The sequence below is a fragment of the Streptomyces sp. NPDC101194 genome (genome assembly GCF_044767885.1).
Classification (GTDB): domain Bacteria; phylum Actinomycetota; class Actinomycetes; order Streptomycetales; family Streptomycetaceae; genus Streptomyces.
The window spans coordinates 468,909-489,324 of sequence record NZ_JBIWOS010000004.1 but is presented as its reverse complement, the minus strand read 5'-3'; the positions used below and the strand labels follow the sequence as shown (position 1 = coordinate 489,324).

The 20,416-nt window shown below is 68.3% G+C and carries 19 protein-coding genes, 1 tRNA gene and 1 pseudogene; 8 read left to right on the top strand and 13 right to left on the bottom strand.

All coding sequences use genetic code 11. From position 1 onward, the window contains the following. Positions 1-97: 97 nt before the first annotated feature. Together ACIRP2_RS18850 and ACIRP2_RS18845 are read right to left on the bottom strand one after the other, a co-directional pair. Positions 98-418: a (2Fe-2S)-binding protein gene (locus tag ACIRP2_RS18850; RefSeq protein WP_361449686.1), complete on the bottom strand. Its 321-nt coding sequence runs from the start codon at positions 416-418 to the stop codon at positions 98-100. Beyond that, a complete protein-coding gene (locus ACIRP2_RS18845) occupies positions 415-744 on the bottom strand; it encodes a 5'-nucleotidase (RefSeq protein ID WP_404251582.1) in 330 nt (109 codons plus the stop codon). Before ACIRP2_RS18845 ends, ACIRP2_RS18850 begins: the two co-directional genes overlap by 4 nt. A 101-nt stretch (positions 745-845) precedes the next feature. Between ACIRP2_RS18845 and ACIRP2_RS18840 the strand changes: the two genes are divergently transcribed. After that, positions 846-1,871: a helix-turn-helix transcriptional regulator gene (locus ACIRP2_RS18840; RefSeq protein WP_404251580.1), complete on the top strand. Its 1,026-nt coding sequence runs from the start codon at positions 846-848 to the stop codon at positions 1,869-1,871. Positions 1,872-2,167: 296 nt separating this feature from the next. Here the strand turns inward: ACIRP2_RS18840 and ACIRP2_RS18835 are convergent, their stop codons facing one another. The 4 genes from ACIRP2_RS18835 to dnaK form a co-directional block, all read right to left on the bottom strand. Continuing rightward, positions 2,168-2,614: a heat shock protein transcriptional repressor HspR gene (locus tag ACIRP2_RS18835; protein WP_404251578.1), complete on the bottom strand. Its 447-nt coding sequence runs from the start codon at positions 2,612-2,614 to the stop codon at positions 2,168-2,170. 1 nt (position 2,615) lies between these two features. Next, entirely contained in the window at positions 2,616-3,800 is a 1,185-nt protein-coding gene (dnaJ, locus tag ACIRP2_RS18830) for a molecular chaperone DnaJ (RefSeq protein ID WP_391746723.1), read from the bottom strand. Between the two features lie 93 nt (positions 3,801-3,893). After that, the gene (grpE, locus tag ACIRP2_RS18825) at positions 3,894-4,535 is read right to left on the bottom strand and encodes a nucleotide exchange factor GrpE (RefSeq protein ID WP_404251576.1); all 642 of its coding nucleotides are present in this window, start codon (positions 4,533-4,535) and stop codon (positions 3,894-3,896) included. Continuing rightward, positions 4,532-6,385, bottom strand: a complete 1,854-nt coding sequence (gene dnaK, locus ACIRP2_RS18820; protein WP_404251574.1) for a molecular chaperone DnaK — start codon at positions 6,383-6,385, stop codon at positions 4,532-4,534. The genes grpE and dnaK overlap by 4 nt, the downstream gene beginning before the upstream one ends. Positions 6,386-6,852: 467 nt before the next feature. Here dnaK and ACIRP2_RS18815 point away from each other — a divergent pair, with 467 nt between their 5' ends. The 3 genes from ACIRP2_RS18815 to ACIRP2_RS18805 all read left to right on the top strand — a co-directional run bounded on the left by ACIRP2_RS18815 (position 6,853) and on the right by ACIRP2_RS18805 (position 11,029). Then, complete coding sequence (locus tag ACIRP2_RS18815; protein ID WP_404251572.1) at positions 6,853-7,500, top strand: sugar transferase; 648 nt, start codon at positions 6,853-6,855, stop codon at positions 7,498-7,500. A 97-nt stretch (positions 7,501-7,597) separates the two neighbouring features. Beyond that, positions 7,598-9,865, top strand: a complete 2,268-nt coding sequence (locus ACIRP2_RS18810) for a (Fe-S)-binding protein (protein WP_404251570.1) — start codon at positions 7,598-7,600, stop codon at positions 9,863-9,865. A gap of 201 nt (positions 9,866-10,066) precedes the next feature. Further along, a complete protein-coding gene (locus tag ACIRP2_RS18805) occupies positions 10,067-11,029 on the top strand; it encodes a Yip1 family protein (protein WP_404251568.1) in 963 nt (320 codons plus the stop codon). A gap of 207 nt (positions 11,030-11,236) precedes the next feature. Here ACIRP2_RS18805 and ACIRP2_RS18800 read toward each other — a convergent pair whose 3' ends face one another. Both ACIRP2_RS18800 and dcd read right to left on the bottom strand, forming a co-directional pair. Then, complete coding sequence (locus ACIRP2_RS18800; RefSeq protein ID WP_404251566.1) at positions 11,237-11,737, bottom strand: phosphoribosyltransferase; 501 nt, start codon at positions 11,735-11,737, stop codon at positions 11,237-11,239. 6 nt (positions 11,738-11,743) lie between these two features. Beyond that, positions 11,744-12,319, bottom strand: coding sequence for a dCTP deaminase (dcd, locus tag ACIRP2_RS18795; protein ID WP_072487843.1), 576 nt, complete (start codon positions 12,317-12,319; stop codon positions 11,744-11,746). 467 nt (positions 12,320-12,786) lie between these two features. On the opposite strand from dcd, the gene ACIRP2_RS18790 reads away from it, so the two are divergent. The 3 genes from ACIRP2_RS18790 to ACIRP2_RS18780 all read left to right on the top strand — a co-directional run bounded on the left by ACIRP2_RS18790 (position 12,787) and on the right by ACIRP2_RS18780 (position 14,666). Further along, positions 12,787-12,860: transfer RNA gene (locus ACIRP2_RS18790), tRNA-Gly, on the top strand. Between the two features lie 371 nt (positions 12,861-13,231). Then, on the top strand, positions 13,232-13,663 hold the full coding sequence (locus tag ACIRP2_RS18785) for an SRPBCC family protein (protein WP_404251564.1): 432 nt from the start codon (positions 13,232-13,234) through the stop codon (positions 13,661-13,663). Between the two features lie 394 nt (positions 13,664-14,057). Next, positions 14,058-14,666, top strand: a complete 609-nt coding sequence (locus tag ACIRP2_RS18780) for a DJ-1/PfpI family protein (RefSeq protein ID WP_404251562.1) — start codon at positions 14,058-14,060, stop codon at positions 14,664-14,666. Between the two features lie 167 nt (positions 14,667-14,833). Here ACIRP2_RS18780 and ACIRP2_RS18775 read toward each other — a convergent pair whose 3' ends face one another. From ACIRP2_RS18775 to ACIRP2_RS18760, 4 genes are all read right to left on the bottom strand, one after another. Next, positions 14,834-15,241 (bottom strand): hypothetical protein, encoded by a 408-nt coding sequence (locus ACIRP2_RS18775; protein ID WP_404251560.1) that lies wholly within the window; start codon positions 15,239-15,241, stop codon positions 14,834-14,836. Positions 15,242-15,396: 155 nt separating this feature from the next. Next, positions 15,397-16,173, bottom strand: coding sequence for a polysaccharide deacetylase family protein (locus ACIRP2_RS18770; protein ID WP_404251558.1), 777 nt, complete (start codon positions 16,171-16,173; stop codon positions 15,397-15,399). A 357-nt stretch (positions 16,174-16,530) separates the two neighbouring features. Further along, positions 16,531-17,130, bottom strand: coding sequence for a hypothetical protein (locus ACIRP2_RS18765; RefSeq protein WP_404251556.1), 600 nt, complete (start codon positions 17,128-17,130; stop codon positions 16,531-16,533). A 502-nt stretch (positions 17,131-17,632) separates the two neighbouring features. Beyond that, a complete protein-coding gene (locus ACIRP2_RS18760) occupies positions 17,633-18,412 on the bottom strand; it encodes a calcium-binding protein (RefSeq protein ID WP_404251554.1) in 780 nt (259 codons plus the stop codon). A gap of 335 nt (positions 18,413-18,747) precedes the next feature. Between ACIRP2_RS18760 and ACIRP2_RS18755 the strand changes: the two are divergent. Further along, positions 18,748-18,877: pseudogene (locus tag ACIRP2_RS18755) on the top strand (IS5/IS1182 family transposase); the annotation flags it as partial. A gap of 55 nt (positions 18,878-18,932) precedes the next feature. On the opposite strand, the gene ACIRP2_RS18750 reads toward ACIRP2_RS18755, so the two are convergent. Continuing rightward, a complete protein-coding gene (locus ACIRP2_RS18750; RefSeq protein ID WP_404251552.1) occupies positions 18,933-20,348 on the bottom strand; it encodes a helix-turn-helix domain-containing protein in 1,416 nt (471 codons plus the stop codon). Positions 20,349-20,416: the final 68 nt, after the last annotated feature.

Genomic DNA, 20,416 nt, shown 5'->3' with positions numbered 1-20,416 from the left:
AGGACCCCGGGCAGCACAACGGCGCCACCGTGTTCAGGTCACGATGGCGCCGTTGTGTGGGGGAGTGACTGAGCGACGTGTAACGACGGGGGATCGCTCAGGCACTGCGGGGGGTGGCGGAGATAGTCTCTGGCTCGAACAGCTGGTGGTCCCGCCGGTCGAGGTTGACGAAGATCATGTCGTACCGGATCGCGCAGCGGACGGGCTGCGGGGCTCCCCGCGGCTTGCGGAGGCACCGGTAGGCACGTACTTCGTCGTCTTCTTCACGTGCGACAACGATGGGGTCGCCGAACAGAGTGACCATCAGCGAGTCGCCACAGCGGGGGAGGGCCGTGACGAGATCGATGAAATGCCAGCCTGATCGGTAGGCCGTGGCCATCTCGCGCCGGAAGGTTCGGTCGTCCGGCGGGATGGTCATGCGCCCGTTTGAGTCGGTACGGACCAGGCGATGTCACCGGGCACGGCCGCCGCCTCGACGTTCCACGCGATGTCGCCCGGGGCGATCCAGGCGATGTCGTCCGGCGCGGAGGCCGGTACGGACCAGGCGATGTCACCCGGCACGGAGGCCGGTGTGCCCCAGGCGATGTCACCCGGCGCGGGTGCCGCCTCGACGCTCCACGCGATGTCACCCGGCACGGATGCCGCCTCGACGCTCCACGCAATGTCGCCGGCACCCACCGCTCCAAGGCCCAAAGCCGCGACGAACGAGGCGGCAAGCACCGAGCGAAGCACTCGCTTATACATAGTCAGCTTCGTCCTCACTTGTGGATTCTTCTCCCCCGCACCTAAGACGATGTCTCACCTGGGCGCGCTAACACCACCGAGTCAATGCATCATGTTCTTGCATGTTCAGGAACCTGGGGGGTGAAGGTATGACCACAAGAGACACAAAACAGGCACATCCTCATGCGATCACCGAACTGTGCGACGCCGGAAAACACCTCTACGCCAGCGCACTTCGCTCCGGTCGCATCGCTCGCAGCGAAGTCGACTCCGCACCCTGCCTGATGGACTTCACTCTCCTGCACCCGGACCCCGACGACTCCGACTGGCTCCGTCCGGTCCCGCCGTCCGCCGCCCTGGCGCAGCGCCTTCACCCCATAGAGCGCGAGATCCAGGAACACCGCCGGCACTCCGTCGAACTGGCCGAGGCCTTCGAACCGTTCATGGACATCAGCGCCCAGGACCCGACGACGACCCACGCCATCACGGTCCTGGAAGGGGTCAACCGGATCAACGCGGCCCTGGATCTCGCCACTGCCGAGTGCCGCACCGAAGTCCTCACCGTCCAACCCGGGGGCGGGCGGAGCGAGGACCGCCTCAGCGAGGCCCTGGAACGCGGCCTCTCGGTGGTGGACCGCGGTGTCAGCATCCGCACGCTCTACCAGCACACGGCCCGGCACAGCCCCGGAACCCTTGCCTACGCGGAACGTCTGGCCGAAGGCAAGGTCGAGATCCGGACCCTCGAAGAACTCATAGAGCGTCTCATCATCTTCGACCGGACGGTCGCCTTCATCCCGGCTCAGGACGACCGCCAAGTCGCCCTGGAACTGCGCCACCCCGGGCTGGTCGAGTATCTGGTGAAGGTCTTCGAGCAGCTGTGGACCCGCGCGCAGCCACTCCTCGAGGAGATCAAGTACGAACAGGCGCCCAAGGGCATCAGCGGAGTCCAGCGCTCCATCGCCCAGCTCCTCGTCGAGGGGAACGTCGACGACTCCATCGCCCGTCGCCTCGGGATGAACGTACGCACCTGCCGCGCGCACATCGCCAAACTGAACGCCGCACTCGGCAGCGGCAGCCGCACCCAACTCGGTTACCTCATCGCGCAGTCCGGAATCCTGGACCAGGGCACCGATCGCGACGCGCTCTGACGCCTTCCGCGAGCCGGCGGCAGTCGTGAGAAGTGGGGGCCCGAAGGGGCGGGGACGAGGAGAGACCCGGGGGCCGGGCCGACCCCTGAAGCGCCTCGCTGCCTCCCGTGAGCGTCAGGGCGAGGCCGAAGACACCGACGGCACATGCGACGAGGGTGAGAGCCGGCCGCGCGTTTCGTCCCTGCGCCCCGCCCGGACCGCCCTGGCCGCCGAGGAAGCGGAAAGAACGAGGCCGGTCACCCGTGAAGCACACGGGTGACCGGCCTCGTCCGTCGTCCGGGCGCGCCCGGACCCGCTCAGTCCTTCGGCCGCTTCGGCCGCCAGACCACCAACGCGCCGGTCTGCTGCACGTCCTGATACGGCACCAGGTCGCGGCGGTACGAGGCGTGCACCTGGGCCTCGCGCTGCTGCATGGCCACCGCCGCTCCGTCCACGGCCGCCGAGAGTTCGGCGACGCGCTGCTGGAGGGCCGCGACCTGATTCTCCAGTTCGATGATGCGCTTGATGCCGGCGAGGTTGATGCCCTCGTCCTGCGACAGCTGCTGCACGGTGCGCAGCAGCTCGATGTCACGGGCCGAGTAGCGCCTGCCGCGCCCGGCCGTCCGGTCGGGCGAGACCAGGCCGAGGCGGTCGTACTGGCGCAGTGTCTGCGGATGGAGGCCCGAGAGCTGGGCCGCGATCGAGATCACGTACACCGGTGATTCATCGGTCAGTTCGTACGGATTGCGTCGTCGGCCGTCCACCTCAAGCTCCCTTCGCTGCCTGGAACAACTCCGCCCGCGGGTCGTGGCCCGCGGTCGCCTTGCGGTAGGCCTCCAGTGCGTCCCTGGCCTCGGTGTTGAGGTCCCTGGGCACCGTCACCTCGACGGTGACCAGCAGGTCGCCCCTGGTGCCGTCCTTGCGTACGGCGCCCTTGCCGCGGGCGCGCATGGTGCGCCCGTTGGGGGTGCCGGCCGGTAGTTTCAGAGTGACCGGCGGACCGCCGAGCGTGGGCACCTTCACCTCGCCGCCGAGCGCCGCCTCCGTGAAGTCGACGGGCACGGTGACCGTGAGGTTGTCGCCCTTGCGGCCGAAGACCGGGTGGGCGTCGACATGGACCACGACGTACAGGTCGCCGGCCGGTCCACCGCGCTCGCCCGGACCGCCCTTTCCGCGCAGCCGGATCCGCTGGCCGTCCGAGACGCCCGCCGGAATCCTGACCTGCATGGTCCGGGAGGACTTCGCCCGCCCGCTGCCCTTGCAGACGTCACAGGGGTCCTGGGCGATGAGGCCCCGGCCCTTGCAGTCCACACAGGGATCGGTGAGCGAGAAACCGCCGCCGGTGCCGCGCGACACCTGGCCGGTACCGAGACAGGTCGGGCAGACCCTGGGGGTGCCGTTCTTGTCGCCGGTGCCGGAGCACGCCTTGCAGGGCGCCTGGCTGGACATCCGCAACGGGACCGTGGCCCCGTCGACCGCCTCGGTGAAGCTGAGCGTCACCTCGGACTCGATGTCCTGGCCGCGGCGCGGCTGCACCCGCGTCCCCGTACCGCCCCGGTTGAACAGGCCGCCGAAGACATCGCCCAGACCGCCGCCGCCGAAGCCACCGGCGCCGCCACCCGAGCCCCCGCCCTGGGTTCCTCCGAAGAGGTCGCCCAGGTCGAAGTTGAAGTTGCCGCCGGCGCCTCCGGGTCCGGCCCTGAAGCCGCCGTTGCCGAAGAGGGCGCGCGCCTCGTCGTACTCCTTGCGCTTCTTGGTGTCGCCGAGGATGTCGTTCGCCTCGGAGATCTCCTTGAAGCGTTCCTCCGCCTTGTCGTCACCCTTGTTGGCGTCCGGGTGGAACTCGCGGGCGAGCTTCCGGTACGCCTTCTTGATCTCGGCGTCGGTGGCGTCCTTGGGGACGCCGAGGACCTTGTAGTAGTCCTTCTCGACGAAGTCCTTCGTGCTCATCGACGTCCCTCCTTCCGGACGATCGGCCATGCGACCGGCCCGGTGGGCGGTCGCATGGCCGGGCGGTGGGCAGCGAGGTGGTCAGACGGGATGTCAGACCTCCTCGGTGCCACCGCTCTCCTCGTCGGTTGCCTTCTCTTCCTTGGTGGCCGTGCCCGGCTGGGGTTCGGCCACCGCCACCCGCGCGGGGCGGATGGTGCGCTCGCCGATCCGATACCCCGGCTGCAGGATCGCCACGCAGGTCGTCTCGGTGACGTCCGGCGCGTACGAGTGCATCAGGGCCTCGTGGATCGTCGGGTCGAAGGGCTCGCCCTCCTTGCCGAACTGCTGCAGGCCCAGCTTGGCGACGACCGTCTCCAGCGATTCGGCCACCGACTTGAACCCGCCCACGAGCTCGCCGTGATCGCGGGCCCGGCCGACGTCGTCGAGCACGGGAAGGATCTCGGAAAGGAGACCCGCTACGGCGATCTCCTTGACCGTGGCCCGGTCCCGCTCGACGCGGCGGCGGTAGTTCTGGTACTCGGCCTGGAGCCGCTGGAGGTCGCCCGTGCGCTCGTTGAGCGCGGTGCGGACCTGGTCCAGCTGGGCCGTCAGGCCGACCGTCTGTGCTGCGTCCCCGGCCGGGGACACCTCCTCCTCCGGAGAGGAAGCGGCGTCCTTCGGCTCAGCTCCGCCGGGGGTGGCGCCGGAGGGGACGTCGGGCTTCTCCTCGAAACCCGGAGTCTCCTCGGTCACACCGCACCGCCCTTCGCGTCCTTCTCGTCGTCCACGATCTCGGCGTCGACGACATCGTCATCGGCCTTGGCCTGCTGGGCGCCCGGCTGCTGGTCGCCCTGCGGGCCGCCGTCGGCCTGGGCGTTGGCGTACATCGCCTGGCCCAGCTTCTGGGAGACGGCCGCGACCTTCTCGGTGGCGGTACGGATCTCGGCGGTGTCCTCGCCCTTGAGCTTCTCCTTCAGCTCGGTGAGCGCGGTCTCCACCTCCGTCTTCACGTCACCGGGGACCTTGTCCTCGTTGTCCTTGAGGAACTTCTCCGTCTGGTAGACGAGCTGCTCGCCCTGGTTGCGGGACTCGGCGGCCTCGCGACGGCGGTGGTCCTCCTCCGCGTACTGCTCGGCCTCTTCGCGCATCCGGTTGACCTCGTCCTTCGGCAGCGAGGAGCCACCGGTGACGGTCATCTTCTGCTCCTTGCCGGTGCCGAGGTCCTTGGCGGCGACGTGCATGATGCCGTTCGCGTCGATGTCGAACGCGACCTCGATCTGCGGGACGCCACGCGGGGCCGGCGGCAGGCCGGTCAGCTCGAACATCCCGAGCTTCTTGTTGTACGCCGCGATCTCGCGCTCGCCCTGGTACACCTGGATCTGCACGGACGGCTGGTTGTCCTCGGCCGTCGTGAAGATCTCGGAGCGCTTCGTCGGGATCGTGGTGTTGCGCTCGATGAGCTTCGTCATGATGCCGCCCTTGGTCTCGATACCGAGGGACAGCGGGGTGACGTCGAGCAGCAGGACGTCCTTGACCTCGCCCTTGAGAACACCGGCCTGGAGCGAGGCGCCGATGGCGACGACCTCGTCCGGGTTCACACCCTTGTTGGCCTCCTGGCCACCGGTCAGCTCCTTGACGAGCTCGGCGACGGCCGGCATACGGGTCGAGCCACCGACGAGAACGACGTGGTCGATCTCGGTGAGCTGGATGCCCGCGTCCTTGATGACGTTGTGGAACGGGGTCTTGCAGCGGTCCAGGAGGTCAGCGGTGAGCTGCTGGAACTGCGAGCGCGTGAGCTTCTCGTCCAGGTGCAGCGGGCCCTCGGCGGACGCCGTGATGTAGGGCAGGTTGATCGTGGTCTCGGTCGAGGACGAGAGCTCGATCTTCGCCTTCTCCGCGGCCTCGCGCAGACGCTGGAGAGCCATCTTGTCCTTGGACAGGTCCACGCCGTGGCCGTTGGCGAACTGCTTCACCAGGTAGTCGACGACGCGCTGGTCCCAGTCGTCACCACCGAGGTGGTTGTCACCGTTGGTGGCCTTCACCTCGACGACGCCGTCACCGATCTCCAGCAGCGACACGTCGAAGGTGCCGCCACCGAGGTCGAAGACGAGGATCGTCTGGTCGTCCTTGTCGAGCCCGTACGCCAGCGCGGCGGCGGTCGGCTCGTTGACGATGCGCAGGACGTTCAGGCCCGCGATCTCGCCGGCCTCCTTCGTCGCCTGACGCTCGGAGTCGTTGAAGTACGCGGGGACGGTGATGACCGCGTCGGTCACCTTCTCGCCCAGGTAGGACTCGGCGTCCCGCTTCAGCTTCTGCAGCACGAAGGCGCTCATCTGCTGCGGGTTGAAGCTCTTGCCGTCCAGGTCGATCTTCCAGTCAGTGCCCATGTGGCGCTTGACGGAGCGGATGGTCCTGTCGACGTTGGTCACTGCCTGGCGCTTGGCGACCTCGCCGACCAGCACCTCGCCGTTCTTCGCGAAGGCGACGACGGACGGCGTGGTCCTGGCGCCCTCTGCGTTGGTGATGACGGTGGGCTCGCCGCCTTCGAGAACGCTGACGACGGAGTTAGTCGTGCCCAGGTCGATGCCGACCGCACGTGCCATTTCAATTCCTCCAGCTTGACTACTTGAGTGGAACTGACTCAAGGATGCATGAGCCGCGTCCCGGTGTCAACAGACTTGAGTCGAGCAGACTCAACTATCGTGCACGCACCTCGCGCGCGGCGGACAACCCGGGGCGACACCGACTCCTTCGCGGGCCGGGCAACCCGCCCCCATCATCGCGTCATGGGATCGTTCTGTCACAAATTGCCGTGAGCCACACAAAACCGGCACTCGACCCACCCCACCCCGGGCAGGTGCGAACGATGCAGAGACAGAGACGGGGCCGGCCGACGGACCGGCCCATGGGCCGCGTCCCGGCGCGCGCCTCGGCACGCATGCCGGGCCGCCTGTCCGACCGTGTGCCGGGTCGCGCACCGACACACAGGTGGGTCCACGCGTCCGCCCGTACCCCGGCGGGCACACCGACCCTCCCGCCGGGCCTTCTGTCGGCCCTCTCCTCGGCCCGCATGCGCGTGCGACAGCAGGAGTGGCCGTCGGCCAAGCGCGTACTGGACCTGGTCCTCGGCTCGATCCTGCTGGCCCTCGCCGCCCCCCTGCTCGCCACGGCCGCCCTCGCCCTCGCCACACGACGCCCCTTCGGCGGGGTACTGACCCGCTCACCCCGGATCGGCCTGGGCGGCCACCTCTTCGTCCTGCGTTCGCTGCGCACCCGCCGGCTGCGACTGGACGTGCTCTCCCGGCTGCCGCACGTCGTACGGGGAGAGCTGTCCCTGGTCGGCCCGGAACCCCTGACACCAGACGAGGCCAGAGCCGCGGCAGCCGCCCCCTCCGGGCCCACCGGATGCACGGCCACCGCCACCACGGGACCCTCGGAATCCACCACCGCCCCCGCCGCGAGAGACTGGCGGCAGGAACTGAGACCGGGCCTCACCGGCCTGGCACAGGTACGCTCCCGCTCCGGCATGCCGTGGGACGAACCCGCCCTGCTCGACCAGCACTACGCCGAGCACCACTGGGTGGGACTCGACCTCGCCATCCTGGCGAGAGCCGTACACACTCCGCTGCACCGGGCGGTCCACGGGCTCGCCCGACGCGGCAAGGCGCACCTGAGCGACACAGATCACCGCCGGTCCGGCTACAGCGCGGCGGAATAAGTGGATAGTGTCAGCACAGACTGATTAAGTTACTGCTTAGTAGTCACAGTTTTCGTAGATGCCGGATCCCACCCTCGCAGGCCCGAGGAGCCCCCAAATGCAACTCGCCGCGATCATCGTGTCGCTGGTGCTGACTGTGGTCGGCGTTGCGCTCATCGCCCGAGCCGTCGCGCAGATCTACCGGTTCGTCACACTCGGACAGCCGGTCCCGGCAGGCAGCCGCACCGACAACCCGAAGCAGCGCACGATCACTCTGGTCAAGGAGTTCCTCGGCCACACCCGGATGAACCGGTGGGGGATCGTCGGCTTCGCGCACTGGTTCGTCGCCATCGGCTTCCTGACCCTGCCGCCGACGCTGCTCCAGGCGTACGGGCAGCTCTTCAAGGCCGACTGGGTCCTGCCGATCATCGGCAACTGGCTGCCGTTCGAGATGTACACCGAGTTCATCGGCCTGATGACGACGGTCGGCATCCTCGTGCTGATCGCCATCCGGCTGCTGAACCTGCCCTCCCGGGCCGGCCGCAAGTCCCGCTTCGCGGGTTCCAAGGCGTGGCAGGCGTACTTCGTCGAGTACGTCATCCTCATCATCGGCCTGGCGATCCTGACCCTGCGCGGCCTTGAGGGCGCGATCCACCACGTCGGGAGCTACGAGGCCGCGTACTTCATCTCGTACCCGCTGGTCCTCGCCTTCAAGGGCCTCGCGCTCGGCACGCTGCAGAACCTCATCTACTTCGTCGCGATGATCAAGATCGGCACTTCGCTGATCTGGATGATCACCGTCTCGCTCAACACCAACATGGGTGTCGCCTGGCACCGCTTCCTCGGCTTCCCGAACATCTGGTTCAAGCGGAACGCGGACGGCGCGGTCGCGCTCGGCGCGCTCCAGCCCATGACCTCCGGCGGCAAGGAGATCGACTTCGAGGACCCGGGCGAGGACGACGTCTTCGGTGTCTCCCAGGTCGAGCAGTTCTCCTGGAAGGGCATCCTCGACTTCTCCACGTGCACGGAGTGCGGTCGCTGCCAGTCGCAGTGCCCGGCCTGGAACACGGGCAAGCCGCTCTCCCCGAAGCTCCTGATCATGTCGCTGCGCGACCACGCGCACGCCAAGGCCCCGTATCTGCTGGCCGGCGGCGGCAAGGACATGGAGGGCAACGAGAAGGCCTCCGAGGAGCAGCTGAAGGACGTACCGGCCGCGGCCCTGGCGGAGGCCGAGCGCCCGCTGATCGGCACGGTCGAGGAGAACGGCGTCATCGACCCGGACGTGCTGTGGTCCTGCACCACCTGCGGTGCGTGTGTCGAGCAGTGCCCCGTCGACATCGAGCACATCGACCACATCGTCGACATGCGCCGCTACCAGGTGATGATCGAGTCCGCGTTCCCGTCCGAGGCGGGCACCATGCTCAAGAACCTGGAGAAGAAGGGCAACCCCTGGGGGCTGGCCAAGAAGCAGCGCGTCGAGTGGACCAAGGAGGTCGACTTCGAGGTCCCGATCGTCGGCAAGGACGTCGAGGACCTGTCCGAGATCGACTACCTGTACTGGGTCGGCTGCGCGGGCGCCCTCGAGGACCGGGCCAAGAAGACCACGAAGGCCTTCGCGGAGCTCCTCCACATCGCGGGCGTCAAGTTCGCGATCATGGGCGGTGACGAGAAGTGCACCGGTGACTCGGCCCGCCGCCTGGGCAACGAGCCGCTGTTCCAGCAGCTCGGCCAGGAGAACGTGGCCATGCTGAACATGGCGTTCGGCGAGGACGACGAGGACGACTCGACGAAGAAGGCGAAGGCCGCGAAGAAGATCGTCGCGACCTGCCCGCACTGCTTCAACACGATCGCCAACGAGTACCCGCAGCTCGGCGGCGAGTACGAGGTCATCCACCACACCCAGCTGCTCCAGCACCTCATCGACGAGGGCAGGCTGACCCCGGTGACCCCGGTCGAGGGCCTGATCACGTACCACGACCCCTGCTACCTGGGCCGCCACAACAAGATCTACACCCCGCCGCGCGAGATCATCGCGAAGGTCCCGGGCCTCAGGAACGAGGAGATGCACCGCCACAAGGAGCGCGGCTTCTGCTGCGGTGCCGGTGGTGCCCGGATGTGGATGGAGGAGCGGATCGGCAAGCGCATCAACAACGAGCGTGTCGACGAGGCTCTGTCTCTGAACCCCGACATCGTCTCCACCGCCTGCCCGTTCTGCCTGGTCATGCTGACCGACTCGGTCAACGGCAAGAAGAACGACGGCAAGGCGAAGGAGTCGGTCCAGGTGGTCGACGTGTCGCAGCTGCTGCTGGACTCCGTGAAGACTCCGGCCGACCCGGCCGGCGAGACGGAGTCGGCGGACGCACCGGAGCCGGAGCCGGTGAAGTAGCTCGGGCCGACGTGCGACAGAAGCGGCCGGACCTGCCTCGGGGGCAGGACCGGCCGCTTCTGCCTTGCGTACCGTCGCACGTGGGACAACCCCTGGGGACTACGGGACAGCCCTTAGGGGATGTCACAGCTCGGCCGCAATGGCGGGCAGGTTCCCCAGGCCCTCTCACCGCACCCACGCGGACCAGGTACGTTCGATGACGTGGCTGGATTCAGGATCGGACGCGGCCGGGACAACCGCACCCCGCAGCAAGGGCAACAGCAACCGCGGCAGCAGCCGTACGGCACACAGGCACCACCGCCGTACGGCCAGCAACCCTGGCCGCCGACGGGAGGCAGCGGCGCCCCGCCCCCGTACGACAACGGTGGGCGCCAAGGCGGCCACAACGGCGGCTACGGGCACGCCGACGGCTACAACGGTGGCGGCTACAACGGTGGCGGCCACGGGGAGCCGGAGTACTTCGGAGACCCGTACCAACAGCCCCACCACCCCCACGGGTCCCCCCAGCAGGGCGACCCGTACGCCAACTCTCCCGGCCACACCCAGGCGTTCAGCATCGGCGAGGACCCGTACGGCGACGCCAACACCTACCGCGCCGGCCAGGCCCCCGCCCAGCCCTCAGGTCCGCGGCTGCCGTGGAAGGAACTGCTCAGCGGCATCGTGCTGCGCCCGGGACCGACGTTCTGGCAGATGCGCGACTACCCGGTCTGGGGCCCGGCCCTCATCGTCACGTTCCTGTACGGCCTGCTCGCCCTCTTCGGCTTCGACCAGGCCCGGGACGACGCGATCAACGCGACGATCTCCACCGCGGTCCCCTACGTCGTCATCACGGGCATCGGCTTCGTCATCGGCGGCCTGGTCCTCGGCGCGGTCACGCACACCCTCGCCCGCCAGCTCGGGGGCGACGGCTCCTGGCAGCCGACCGTGGGCCTCTCCATGCTGATCATGTCGATCACGGACGCGCCCCGCCTGATATTCGCCCTCTTCCTCGGCGGCGAGAACTCCCTGGTCCAGATCCTCGGATGGATCACCTGGCTGGCCTCGGCCGCGCTCTTCACCTCGATGGTGAGCAAATCGCACGACCTGCCGTGGCCGAAGGCACTGGGCGCCTCGGCGATCCAGCTGATCGCACTGCTGTCGATCATCAAGCTCGGCACGATCTGACGGTCCCGCCCGCGGGAAAACGATCCCGGCTGCGGACGGACAGAACCCGGACAGGAAGAAAACCCCCGGCGCTCAAGCGCCGGGGGTTTTCAGTACGTCCGTCCGCCCTGACGACCGACACCGTCCCGCACCGGCCGGAGAGGCATCACGCACCCCGACCGTCGGGCCACGGTCCCTCGGCATCACGCACGCGCGGAGTTTCGCGCGTCAGGCGTCGAGAACCTGCCCGCTGCGTCGCACGACGGGCTTCTCCACGCTCCACGGAAAATTGATCCAGCGATCGGTCTTCTTCCACACGTACTCGCACTTCACGAGCGAATGCGACTTCTCGTAGATGACCGCGCTGCGCACCTCCGCAACATGATCGATGCAGAAATCACGCACCAGCTTCAGCGTCTTCCCGGTGTCGGCGACATCGTCGGCGATCAGGACCTTCTTGTCCGAGAAGTCGATGACGTTCGGCACGGGCGCCAGCATGACCGGCATTTCCAGGGTGGTGCCCACACCGGTGTAGAACTCCACATTCACCAGATGAATGTTCTTGCAGTCCAGGGCGTAGGCGAGCCCGCCCGCGACGAACACTCCGCCCCGCGCGATGCTCAGCACGACATCGGGCTCGAACCCGTCGTCGGCCACGGCCTGCGCCAGCTCACGCACGGCATGGCCGAAGCCGTCGTACGTCAGATTCTCCCGTACCTCATCACTCATCGGGCATCACACCTGCGTCCGGTGGAAATTCATGAACGACCGCGACGCGGTCGGCCCGCGCTGGCCCTGATAACGCGATCCGTACCGCTCGGAACCGTAAGGGAACTCCGAGGGCGAGCTCAGCCGGAACATGCACAGCTGCCCGATCTTCATCCCCGGCCACAGCTTGATGGGCAGCGTCGCGAGATTCGACAGCTCCAGGGTCACGTGACCGGAGAAACCGGGGTCGATGAACCCGGCGGTCGAATGCGTCACCAGACCGAGCCGGCCCAGCGAGCTCTTCCCCTCCAACCGCGACGCAAGATCGTCGGGAAGCGAAATGACCTCGTACGTCGAAGCGAGCACGAACTCACCGGGGTGCAGAATGAACGCCTCGTCCCCGTCCGGCTCGACCATGCGCGTCAGATCGGCCTGCTCGACGGCCGGGTCGATATGCGGATAGCGGTGGTTCTCGAACACCCGGAAGTAGCGGTCGAGCCGCACATCGATGCTCGAGGGCTGCACCATCGACGCGTCGAACGGATCAATGCGAACACGTCCGGCGTCGATCTCGGCCCGGATGTCCTTGTCTGAGAGAAGCACGCCCCGAGGATACGCAGAACGCGCGGGCCCGCCCCAATCCGGGACCGCCCCGCGCGCCCGACACCGCCGCTACCGCTCCTCGAACACCACGGGCACGGCATGCCGCAGCCGCGCACAACGAGGACAGCGAATGAGCCGCCCGGGACCGAGCCGCCCGGACCCGAGCTGCTGCATCGGGAACGAAGCGATAGCGAAAACGTGCCCTTCGGCACAGCGGACGACGGTGCGCTCCATGGAGTCCATCAAGTCCCTTCCCCAACAAGCCTTGGACGAGAACGCCACATTAGGGGATGAACAGGACGCCACTCCAGGCGGCACTCCGACCACCCACGCTACGCCCCCAACTCCCGCCCACAGCAACCGCATCCCTCCTCCCCGACAACAAAAAGGCCCCACGGCTCGAACGCCGGGGACCTGGCATGGGGTACAGTGTGTGACGATACGCAGCGGATCGATCGATGCGTTACGCGGGTGTAGTTTAATGGTAGAACATGAGCTTCCCAAGCTCAGAGCGCGAGTTCGATTCTCGTCACCCGCTCCATGAAAAAGCCCCAGGCCGTCGGCCGGGGGCTTCTTTGTTGTCCGGACCGGTTCAAGCATCCTTCGAGAGCGTCGTCCCGGGCTCGGAACGGCTCTCACCATGGATCGCGCAGGACCGTGAATTCCTTGCGATACTAAAGGCGCTTCATGGCACCGGAGCCGATCAGTCGAGGAGCGGAAGGGCTTCTGCCGCGGCCGCGAACTCGGGGTCGGGCACGCCTGAAGGCGCCGCGGTCCTTCTGCCCGCGTCCCGGAACGCCGAGGACGGGCCGCGCCGGCCCGCGGACACCGGCTCCCGGCCCCCATCGGTCCGCCGGGGGCGATACTGGAGTCATGGCCCCATGAACGGCGAACCGAGTTTTGAGGTGGCCCATGAGCACTCTCGAAGAACAGATCGACGTTGCTGTTCCGATCGCTGTGGCCTGGGAACACCTCCACGAGGTGGAGACCTATCCGCGATTCGTCGAAGGAGTACGCGAGGCTCGTTCGGAGGACGGGCACCGGGCGCGCCTGGACGTCGACGCAGGCGGCCGGTCTCAGGAGTTCGAAGCCGAGATCACCGACCGCGGCAAGGAACACATGCTGGAGTGGCAGACCACGAGCGGTCCGGACCTGGCGGGGACCTTCTCACTGCTGCCCATCGACCGGGAACACACCCGGGTCCAGGCCCGGATCGAGTACGACCCGGGCACCGTCAAGGAGGCGTTCGGCGGGCCGAAGGGATTCGCCCAGGCGACCGCGATCGAACGGCTTGTACGGGACGACCTCGAGCACTTCAAGAAGTTGGTGGAACGGGAACGGTGAGGCACCCCCACCGATCGGGGTCGGCCTCACGCTTCGCGAGGGCGTAGGACGGCCGTGCGGTCCACGGCCGTCGGGCCCGTCCGTGCCCTTCACCGCGGCACACAGCGGCCGGCCAGGAGTGCCGTGCACCCCCGCACGGGACTCCTGGCCGACGTCCGACCTGGTCAGCCTTCTCGCGGACGTCCCGCACGACGTCGGCCAGTCCCGCTCGCGTCCTCCTGCCGCGTCCTTCGTGGCGGGCGCCGGGGCCCCCGTCCCGCACACCATCGGCCCGGGGACAGCCGAGCGGGCGCGGAGCGGTGGTGGGCATGCCACCAGCCGCTGATCGGCTCTCGCCCCGGAACGGCGCACCAGGAGAGACTACGGATCTCACGCCGTACTCGAAGGAGTCGTGATGCAGGTAGCCGTGGTCACCTTCGACGGGTTCAACGAGCTCGACAGCTTCATCGCTTCCGCGCTGATCAACCGATGCCGTAAGAACGCCTTGGAGGCCTTCATCACGACGCCGACGCCGGTGGTCACGTCGATGAACGGCGTCGAGGTGACCGGACAACGCCCGATGGAGTTCGTGACCGAAGCCGACGTCGTGCTGATCGGTAGTGGCGTGAAGGCGCGCGAGGTGGTCGCCGACGACCGGCTGATCTCCAGGCTGCTGCTCGACCCTTCGCGACAGCTGATCGGTGCGCAGTGCTCCGGCGCGCTGGTGCTCGCCCGGCTGGGGTTGCTGGATGGCATGCCGGCGTGCACCGACGTGAAGAGCCGGCCCTTCGTCGAAGCCTGCGACGTCACCGTGCTGGACGCGCCGTTCCACGCCGAGGGGAACATCGCCACGGCGGGCGGTTGCCTCTCGTCGCAGTATCTCGCCACGTGGGTGATCACCCGCATGCTCGGGGAGGATGCCGCGCGCGACGTCATCGACTACGTGGCTCCGGTCGGCGAGAACCAGGAGACTGTCGAGCGCGCACTGCGTGCCGTGCACGCGGGCGAGGTCGCGTTGCGCTGACGCCTCGCGATCAGCCGCGACGCCGTTCGAGACCGTCCCGGGCCGAGGGCCGTGACGGCAGTCCGACGGCACGGCAACGAATGATCTCCCAAGGACTCGCGAGGGGCAGCGGCGCCACAGGCGCTCCGGCACGGGTCGGAGACTCGCCATGTCGGCCGCCGCTCCCCTCAGGCCGCCACCTCGGAGGAGAGCACCGCTTCCATGAATTCAGCCGGCGGCAGGTAGTCGTGCGCCTCGACATAATGGGCGATCAGTTCAGGGGCGGCGTACGCGACACCACGGCCGATCACTCGTATCTCGGCGCTCCCCTCAGGACGGCCGGGGCGCCTGGAGGACCGTCGCGAAGCGCACCAGGGGCAGAGGTGAAAGCCACGGGTCTGCTGCGCTCGGTGGGTGCGGGTCATACGCTTCAGCGTCTCCACCAGACCCGGCGGCGGCGAGCCCTGCGGGTAACTCCTGCCGCGGTCGAGCCAGCCCGCGTTCAGCACTGCGACGCCCCGCCGGGGGCCCGGTGCCCCCGGATCCCAGTTGTCGCTGTCGTACGTGTACGGAGTCAGATCTGCGTAGTACGTCATGACGGCTGTCTACCAGCCGCGGCAAGCGCCATGGAATGCCAGGCGCATCCGGTGAGCGCCGGGAGCAGCGGGGAACCACGGGCAACTCCGGCGTTCATCACGAGAGTCGGCGACCGGCGGATGCGATCGGCTCCACGGCGCGAGGCGAGCCTCACTCACCTCACGGGGAAGCCGAAGGAGTACCCCTGCTGCTTCAGCCAGGGCAGGACCTCGCGCAGAGCGGCCACGGTCTGGGAGCGGTCCCCTCCCGCGTCGTGGAAGAGGACGGTCGGCCCGTTGGAGATCTCCCTCTTGACGGTGGCGACCATGGTGTCCGCACCGGGACGCTCGAAGTCCTTGGAGTCGACGTTCCAGCCCAACGGTCGCATCCCGCGGGACGCGGCGAGCTGCCGGCTGTACGGGGTGAAGGCACCGCCCGGCGCACGGTAGTACTGCGGCCGTACGCCTCCGGACGCCTTGGTGATCATGCGCTCGGCATCCAGGATCTGCTGGGACTGGTACGCCTCGGACTTGGTGTCCATGGTGGTGTCGTGCGAGACCGTGTGGTTGCACAGCCGGTGCCCGGCCGCCACGACCTCCTTGACCAGGTCCGGGTGCGCCTGGGCCTGCGTGCCCACCATGCAGAACGTGGCCTTCACACCGTTGTCCTTCAGCAGCTGCAGCACCTGCGGCGTCCAGACCGGGTCCGGTCCGTCGTCGATGGTGATGTTGACGCCCCGGGCGCCGCGGTCCGAGGCGTGCGCGATGTCCGCCGCCACCTTGGCCCGGTCCTGAGACCGGGCGTCCGGCTCCGAGACACGCGCTTGCGGCTGCCGCCCTCCGGTGGTGTCGGCCTGCGCGGTCCACACCGAGGTGGCAGCGGCCACCGCCGTCACCCCGAGTGCCGCCGCGAAAAGCCGGCCGTGCCATCCCCTTCCCTTGTGCTTTGCCATGTCCGCCCGCCCCTTTGCTGTCTCCGCCGATGCCCTGCCCCCATGAAGACATACGAACGCCCCTGCACGACCTCTCTGTTACCGATCGCGGACGAACCCGCAGGGGACCGGCGACAAACGCAGGAGCCCCGCGACAGACGAGAGGGCGCGACGACCTCGAAGGGATGCCGACGAGGGCGGCGGCACGGCGCGGCACGGAACCGGACCTGACGGGAGACAGCCCTCAGCACTCGACCTGCCGGCCCGGAGGCCGATGCTCGTCCTGACCGCCCGGCTCCGGGCCCCGACAGAACGAAGAAGAGCCCGTCAGCAAGCTGACGGGCTCACGCGAAAGATCGAGGCTAACCTGCCATCAGGTCAGATCGTCGGCGTGTCATCGACGATCTCCTTATGCGGTTCGACAATGAACCTCCAGCCATCGCTGGGCTCCAGGAACCGCACTCGGGTCGGGTAGATGTCCAGGGCACGACGGTCGCGGTTCTGGCTGTTCGTGTTCTTCCGCCCCCGGGCCGGCTCCTCGTACAGGTCGACCTTGACGTCCGGCACCGCGACAGCTTCCTCGCTCCAGCGCTGAACGATCCCCGCGCCGAACGCGTCCCGTGCGGCGGAGTAGAGCGAATCCAGGGATTCCTTGTTCCCATCGGGCACGAAGAGGGCGAGGTTCAGAAGGACGCCGGCACTCTGGAGAACCTCGATTTCTTCCCCTGCCTTGTCGGCAATCCAGATCCCGCGCTCTTCGGCATTGTCCGGGAGGACGTGAATTTCCTCGCCGAAGATCGTCCTCGCAGCGAAGGACCCTCCCTCGAAATTCTTACCCGGCTTCATGAGGAAAGCCGGGGCGTAGCAGTCGAGAGGAAGGCCATCCATCTGCGCCGAGACGAAGATGCCGTCCTGGAGGCCCAATTCAGAAACCTCTTCGGCCGTAAGACGTCGAGCCGTAACCTTCTCGGTATTCACGCCATTCCCCTTTTTTCGTGGCGTCCTGTAAATCCATCAGAACTATATCATAAAGGCGAACAGCCAACCTCTTTACGCACCCCTTCGCGCTCACGACAGCACAGTCAATCCTCCAAGTAATTTCTTCCGACAGAACAGCAGGCAAATCCTCTCGAATCGCCCGGCGAAACGCGGCCTTACCAAGAAATACGGTGAGCCCAAGAGGTGACTCACCGCTTCGGCGGGGTTTTCGGAACCGAGTCGGCCGCCAAGTGAAAGGCGGGCGGCCTTGACCGAAGGGCGGCCACGGTTCGCTGCTCGGTCGGCGGGCCGAGGGATCGCGGCCCGGCACGAATCCCGCGCCGCCGCAGATGCGTGCGGATCACGCGGGGCGCCGCCCCGGTGAGGACGGCGGCCCTACCGGACATCCGCCGGGACTCGACCGCCGCGGTGTGACGGTCACCCGTGGTGGTCGAATCGGCGGTCTGCCGGGCGAGTTCTCAGAAACGCTCTCCGCGTGTGGTCATCGGACGTCGACGAAGTCGCCGGCCGCGTTGACCGCCGGAGTCGTCGCCGTGCCCGCGAAGCTGTAGCGGAAGTAGCCGTCGGTGGAGGCGGTGACGGTCGTCTTGAGGTTGCCCGTCGAGTTGGTCCTGATCGTCTTCACCGTGGTGTAGGTGCTGCTGCCCTTCTTGCGGAACTGCAGCTTCACCGACTGGTTCGCGTAGCCGTGGTACTTGTTGTCCTCCCAGTTGGCCCGGGAGAGCTTGCCGGTGACCGTGATGGTCTTGCCCTTCTTCACCGGCTCCGGCGAGGCGTCGACCGTCAGCTTCGAGTAGCGCTGCACCTTGAATGTGGTGGCCGCGTCCCGGTGGATGTAGTCGTAGTCATTGGCGGAGACCAGCGTGCCGAGTTTCCAGGTGGCCGCCGCGTTGTTGCCGACGAAGCCGGTCGACGCCTGCGGGTCGAACGTCAGCGTGCCCGTGCAGGTCGACGTGGTGGCGCTCGCCTTGACGCATGTGATCTCGTCGTCCCAGATCTGCGCGTAGTTCGGCTTCGGACCGAAGGCGCTGATGTAGGTGGTCTTGGCGATGCCCGAGTCGTCGGACGCGGTCACGGAGACCTTGGCGGACACCACCTTGGTGGTACCGACCACGACCGGCTTGCCGCCGTTGACGACGACCTTGTCGATCGTGATGTTGCCGCTGCCGCCGTCCTCCGCCTGGGCGGCGCCGGCACCGATCGCGGTGACGACCAGCGCGGCGCTGGAGCCGAGCAGGGTAAGTCGCGTGGTTGTGCGCATGAATGTCCCCCCACGAAGTCCTTGATTGACCAGAGGGAGCGTACGGCGCCGGCCAACGGTCCACCACGTTGTTGTTTCAACATCTCTGGGGCCCCAAGGACTGCCGTATCGGCAGCCTCGACGGCGACGGGAGTGTTGACCGCTGGAGCCGCCCGCACGGACTTCCACGAGGCCCTGCGAGGTCTGTGGCCCCGGAGACCGGCCGCTCGGCGCAGCGCCGTTTCCAACCTGCGCCGTCGGGTTGCCCATTGACCCGCCGCATCGCCGGGGCCGTCGGCCTGCCGGTCGCCCTCGCTCCCCTGGCCGAGACGGTTCTGATCGCCCCGGCGGGTACGGGGGTGGCGGGCACGGTCCGTATCCCCTGCTGGGGCCGGTGAAGACTCTCTCCACCGGCCTGCGGTCAGCCGGTCCCACGCGAGGATCCGGGCTCTCGTCGAACAGGCCGTCGTCGCTCAGAAGTCCTGGTGGATCGAGCCCGCGCGCCCGTACCGTCGGCCCGCCGCGGCCCGCGTGGGGCCGGTCAGTCCGTCCGTTCGATCCACTCGCCGCCGCCCAACGGGTAGTCGTAGCCGGGCCGGCCGGTGCCGGCGCTCGTGCGGAACGGGGTACCGCTGCTGTCGATGTGCATCGTGCCGCGGCGGCTGCCGCTGGACCAGTCCAGGGTGAGATCCCAGCGGACGTCGTGCGCCTTGGTGTGCGCGTTGATGTAGAAGACCTCCGGGTCCGACTCGCTGACCTTGTACGGGAAGTCGCGTTGGCCGTTCTTGACGGTGACCATGGGGCTGCCGTTGTCGAGATCGATGTCGAAGGACTTGGTGCCGACGCCACCCCCGCAGCCGACGCCCATCGAGTAGTCGTTCCAGGCGAGCGGCGCTCCCTTGCCGACGACGCGTACGTGCAGTGCCTCCAGGACGACCGTGTCCCGCCCGGTGCCCTGAACGGTCAGGGCGACCCGCTGCTCCCCCGAGGAGACAGCGCCGTAGGCGGCGGCCCAGCGCGGCGCGTCCTGTTCGCTCGCGGGCGGGCCGACCTGCTCGGGTTCGCTGTCGACCAGGAAGTGCTGGCTGCACGGGCTTTCGTAGACGTAGGGGCGGGTGGCGACGTTCAGCGGTACGGCGGTGCTGCCACCGGTGCGCCCGCCCGCGCCCTGCGCGCCACCGCGCTTCGAGGTGCCAGGGGTGGATCCGGCGCCGGAGGCGGAGGCGGACGGTGTGCGGCTCCCGCCGGTCGGGGAAGGCGTCGCGGCGTGCGTCGGCGATGGCTCCTTGCCGTCCGCCGGGTCGAGGGGCGCGACGGTGGTACCGGCGGCACGCCGGTCCCCCGCGTCGTCCCCGCCCCCGCCCCCGCCGAAGGGCACATTGACGGCGAGCACCACGGCTCCCAGCACGGCGGCCACCGCGGCGGAGGCGATCAGGGCGTTGCGGCGACGCCGTGGCGGCGTGGGATCGCGCGGCACGTCGACGACAACCGGCTCATCGTCTCCGCCCGGTCCGTGCGTCGACGCCGCGTCGGCCGGATCCGCAGGCGATCCGGTGGCCGCCGTCTCCGGCGAACCGGTTCCACCGGCCACCCCGGCCGGACCGGCCTCCTGGGCCGAGCCCGTCGCCGGAGTCGGGTCCGCGGCGGTGTCACCCGCGTTCCTCGCCCCGTCCTCCGTGATCTGGTCCGGCCTGGCCCTTCGTGCCGCGTCCGCCAGGATCCACTGCCGGTGCAGCTCCACCAGCTCCTGCGGCGTCGCCCGGCACACTCGCGCGAAGCGCTCCGCCGGTGCGTACTCCGTGGGCAGCGCGGTGCCGTTGCAGTAGCGGTGCAGCGTCGACGTGCTCATGTGGAGACGCTTGGCCAGCGCCCCGTAGCTCAGCCCCGAACGGTCCTTCAGCTCCCGCAGCAGCGCCGCGAACTCGCCCGTCCCCCCGGCCCCTTTCGTCTCCGACACTCGTTCCACGATCCCCCCATGTCCCGTTCACGCGTTCCAGGGGCACTGCGTCTTCCCTGCTCAGAGCC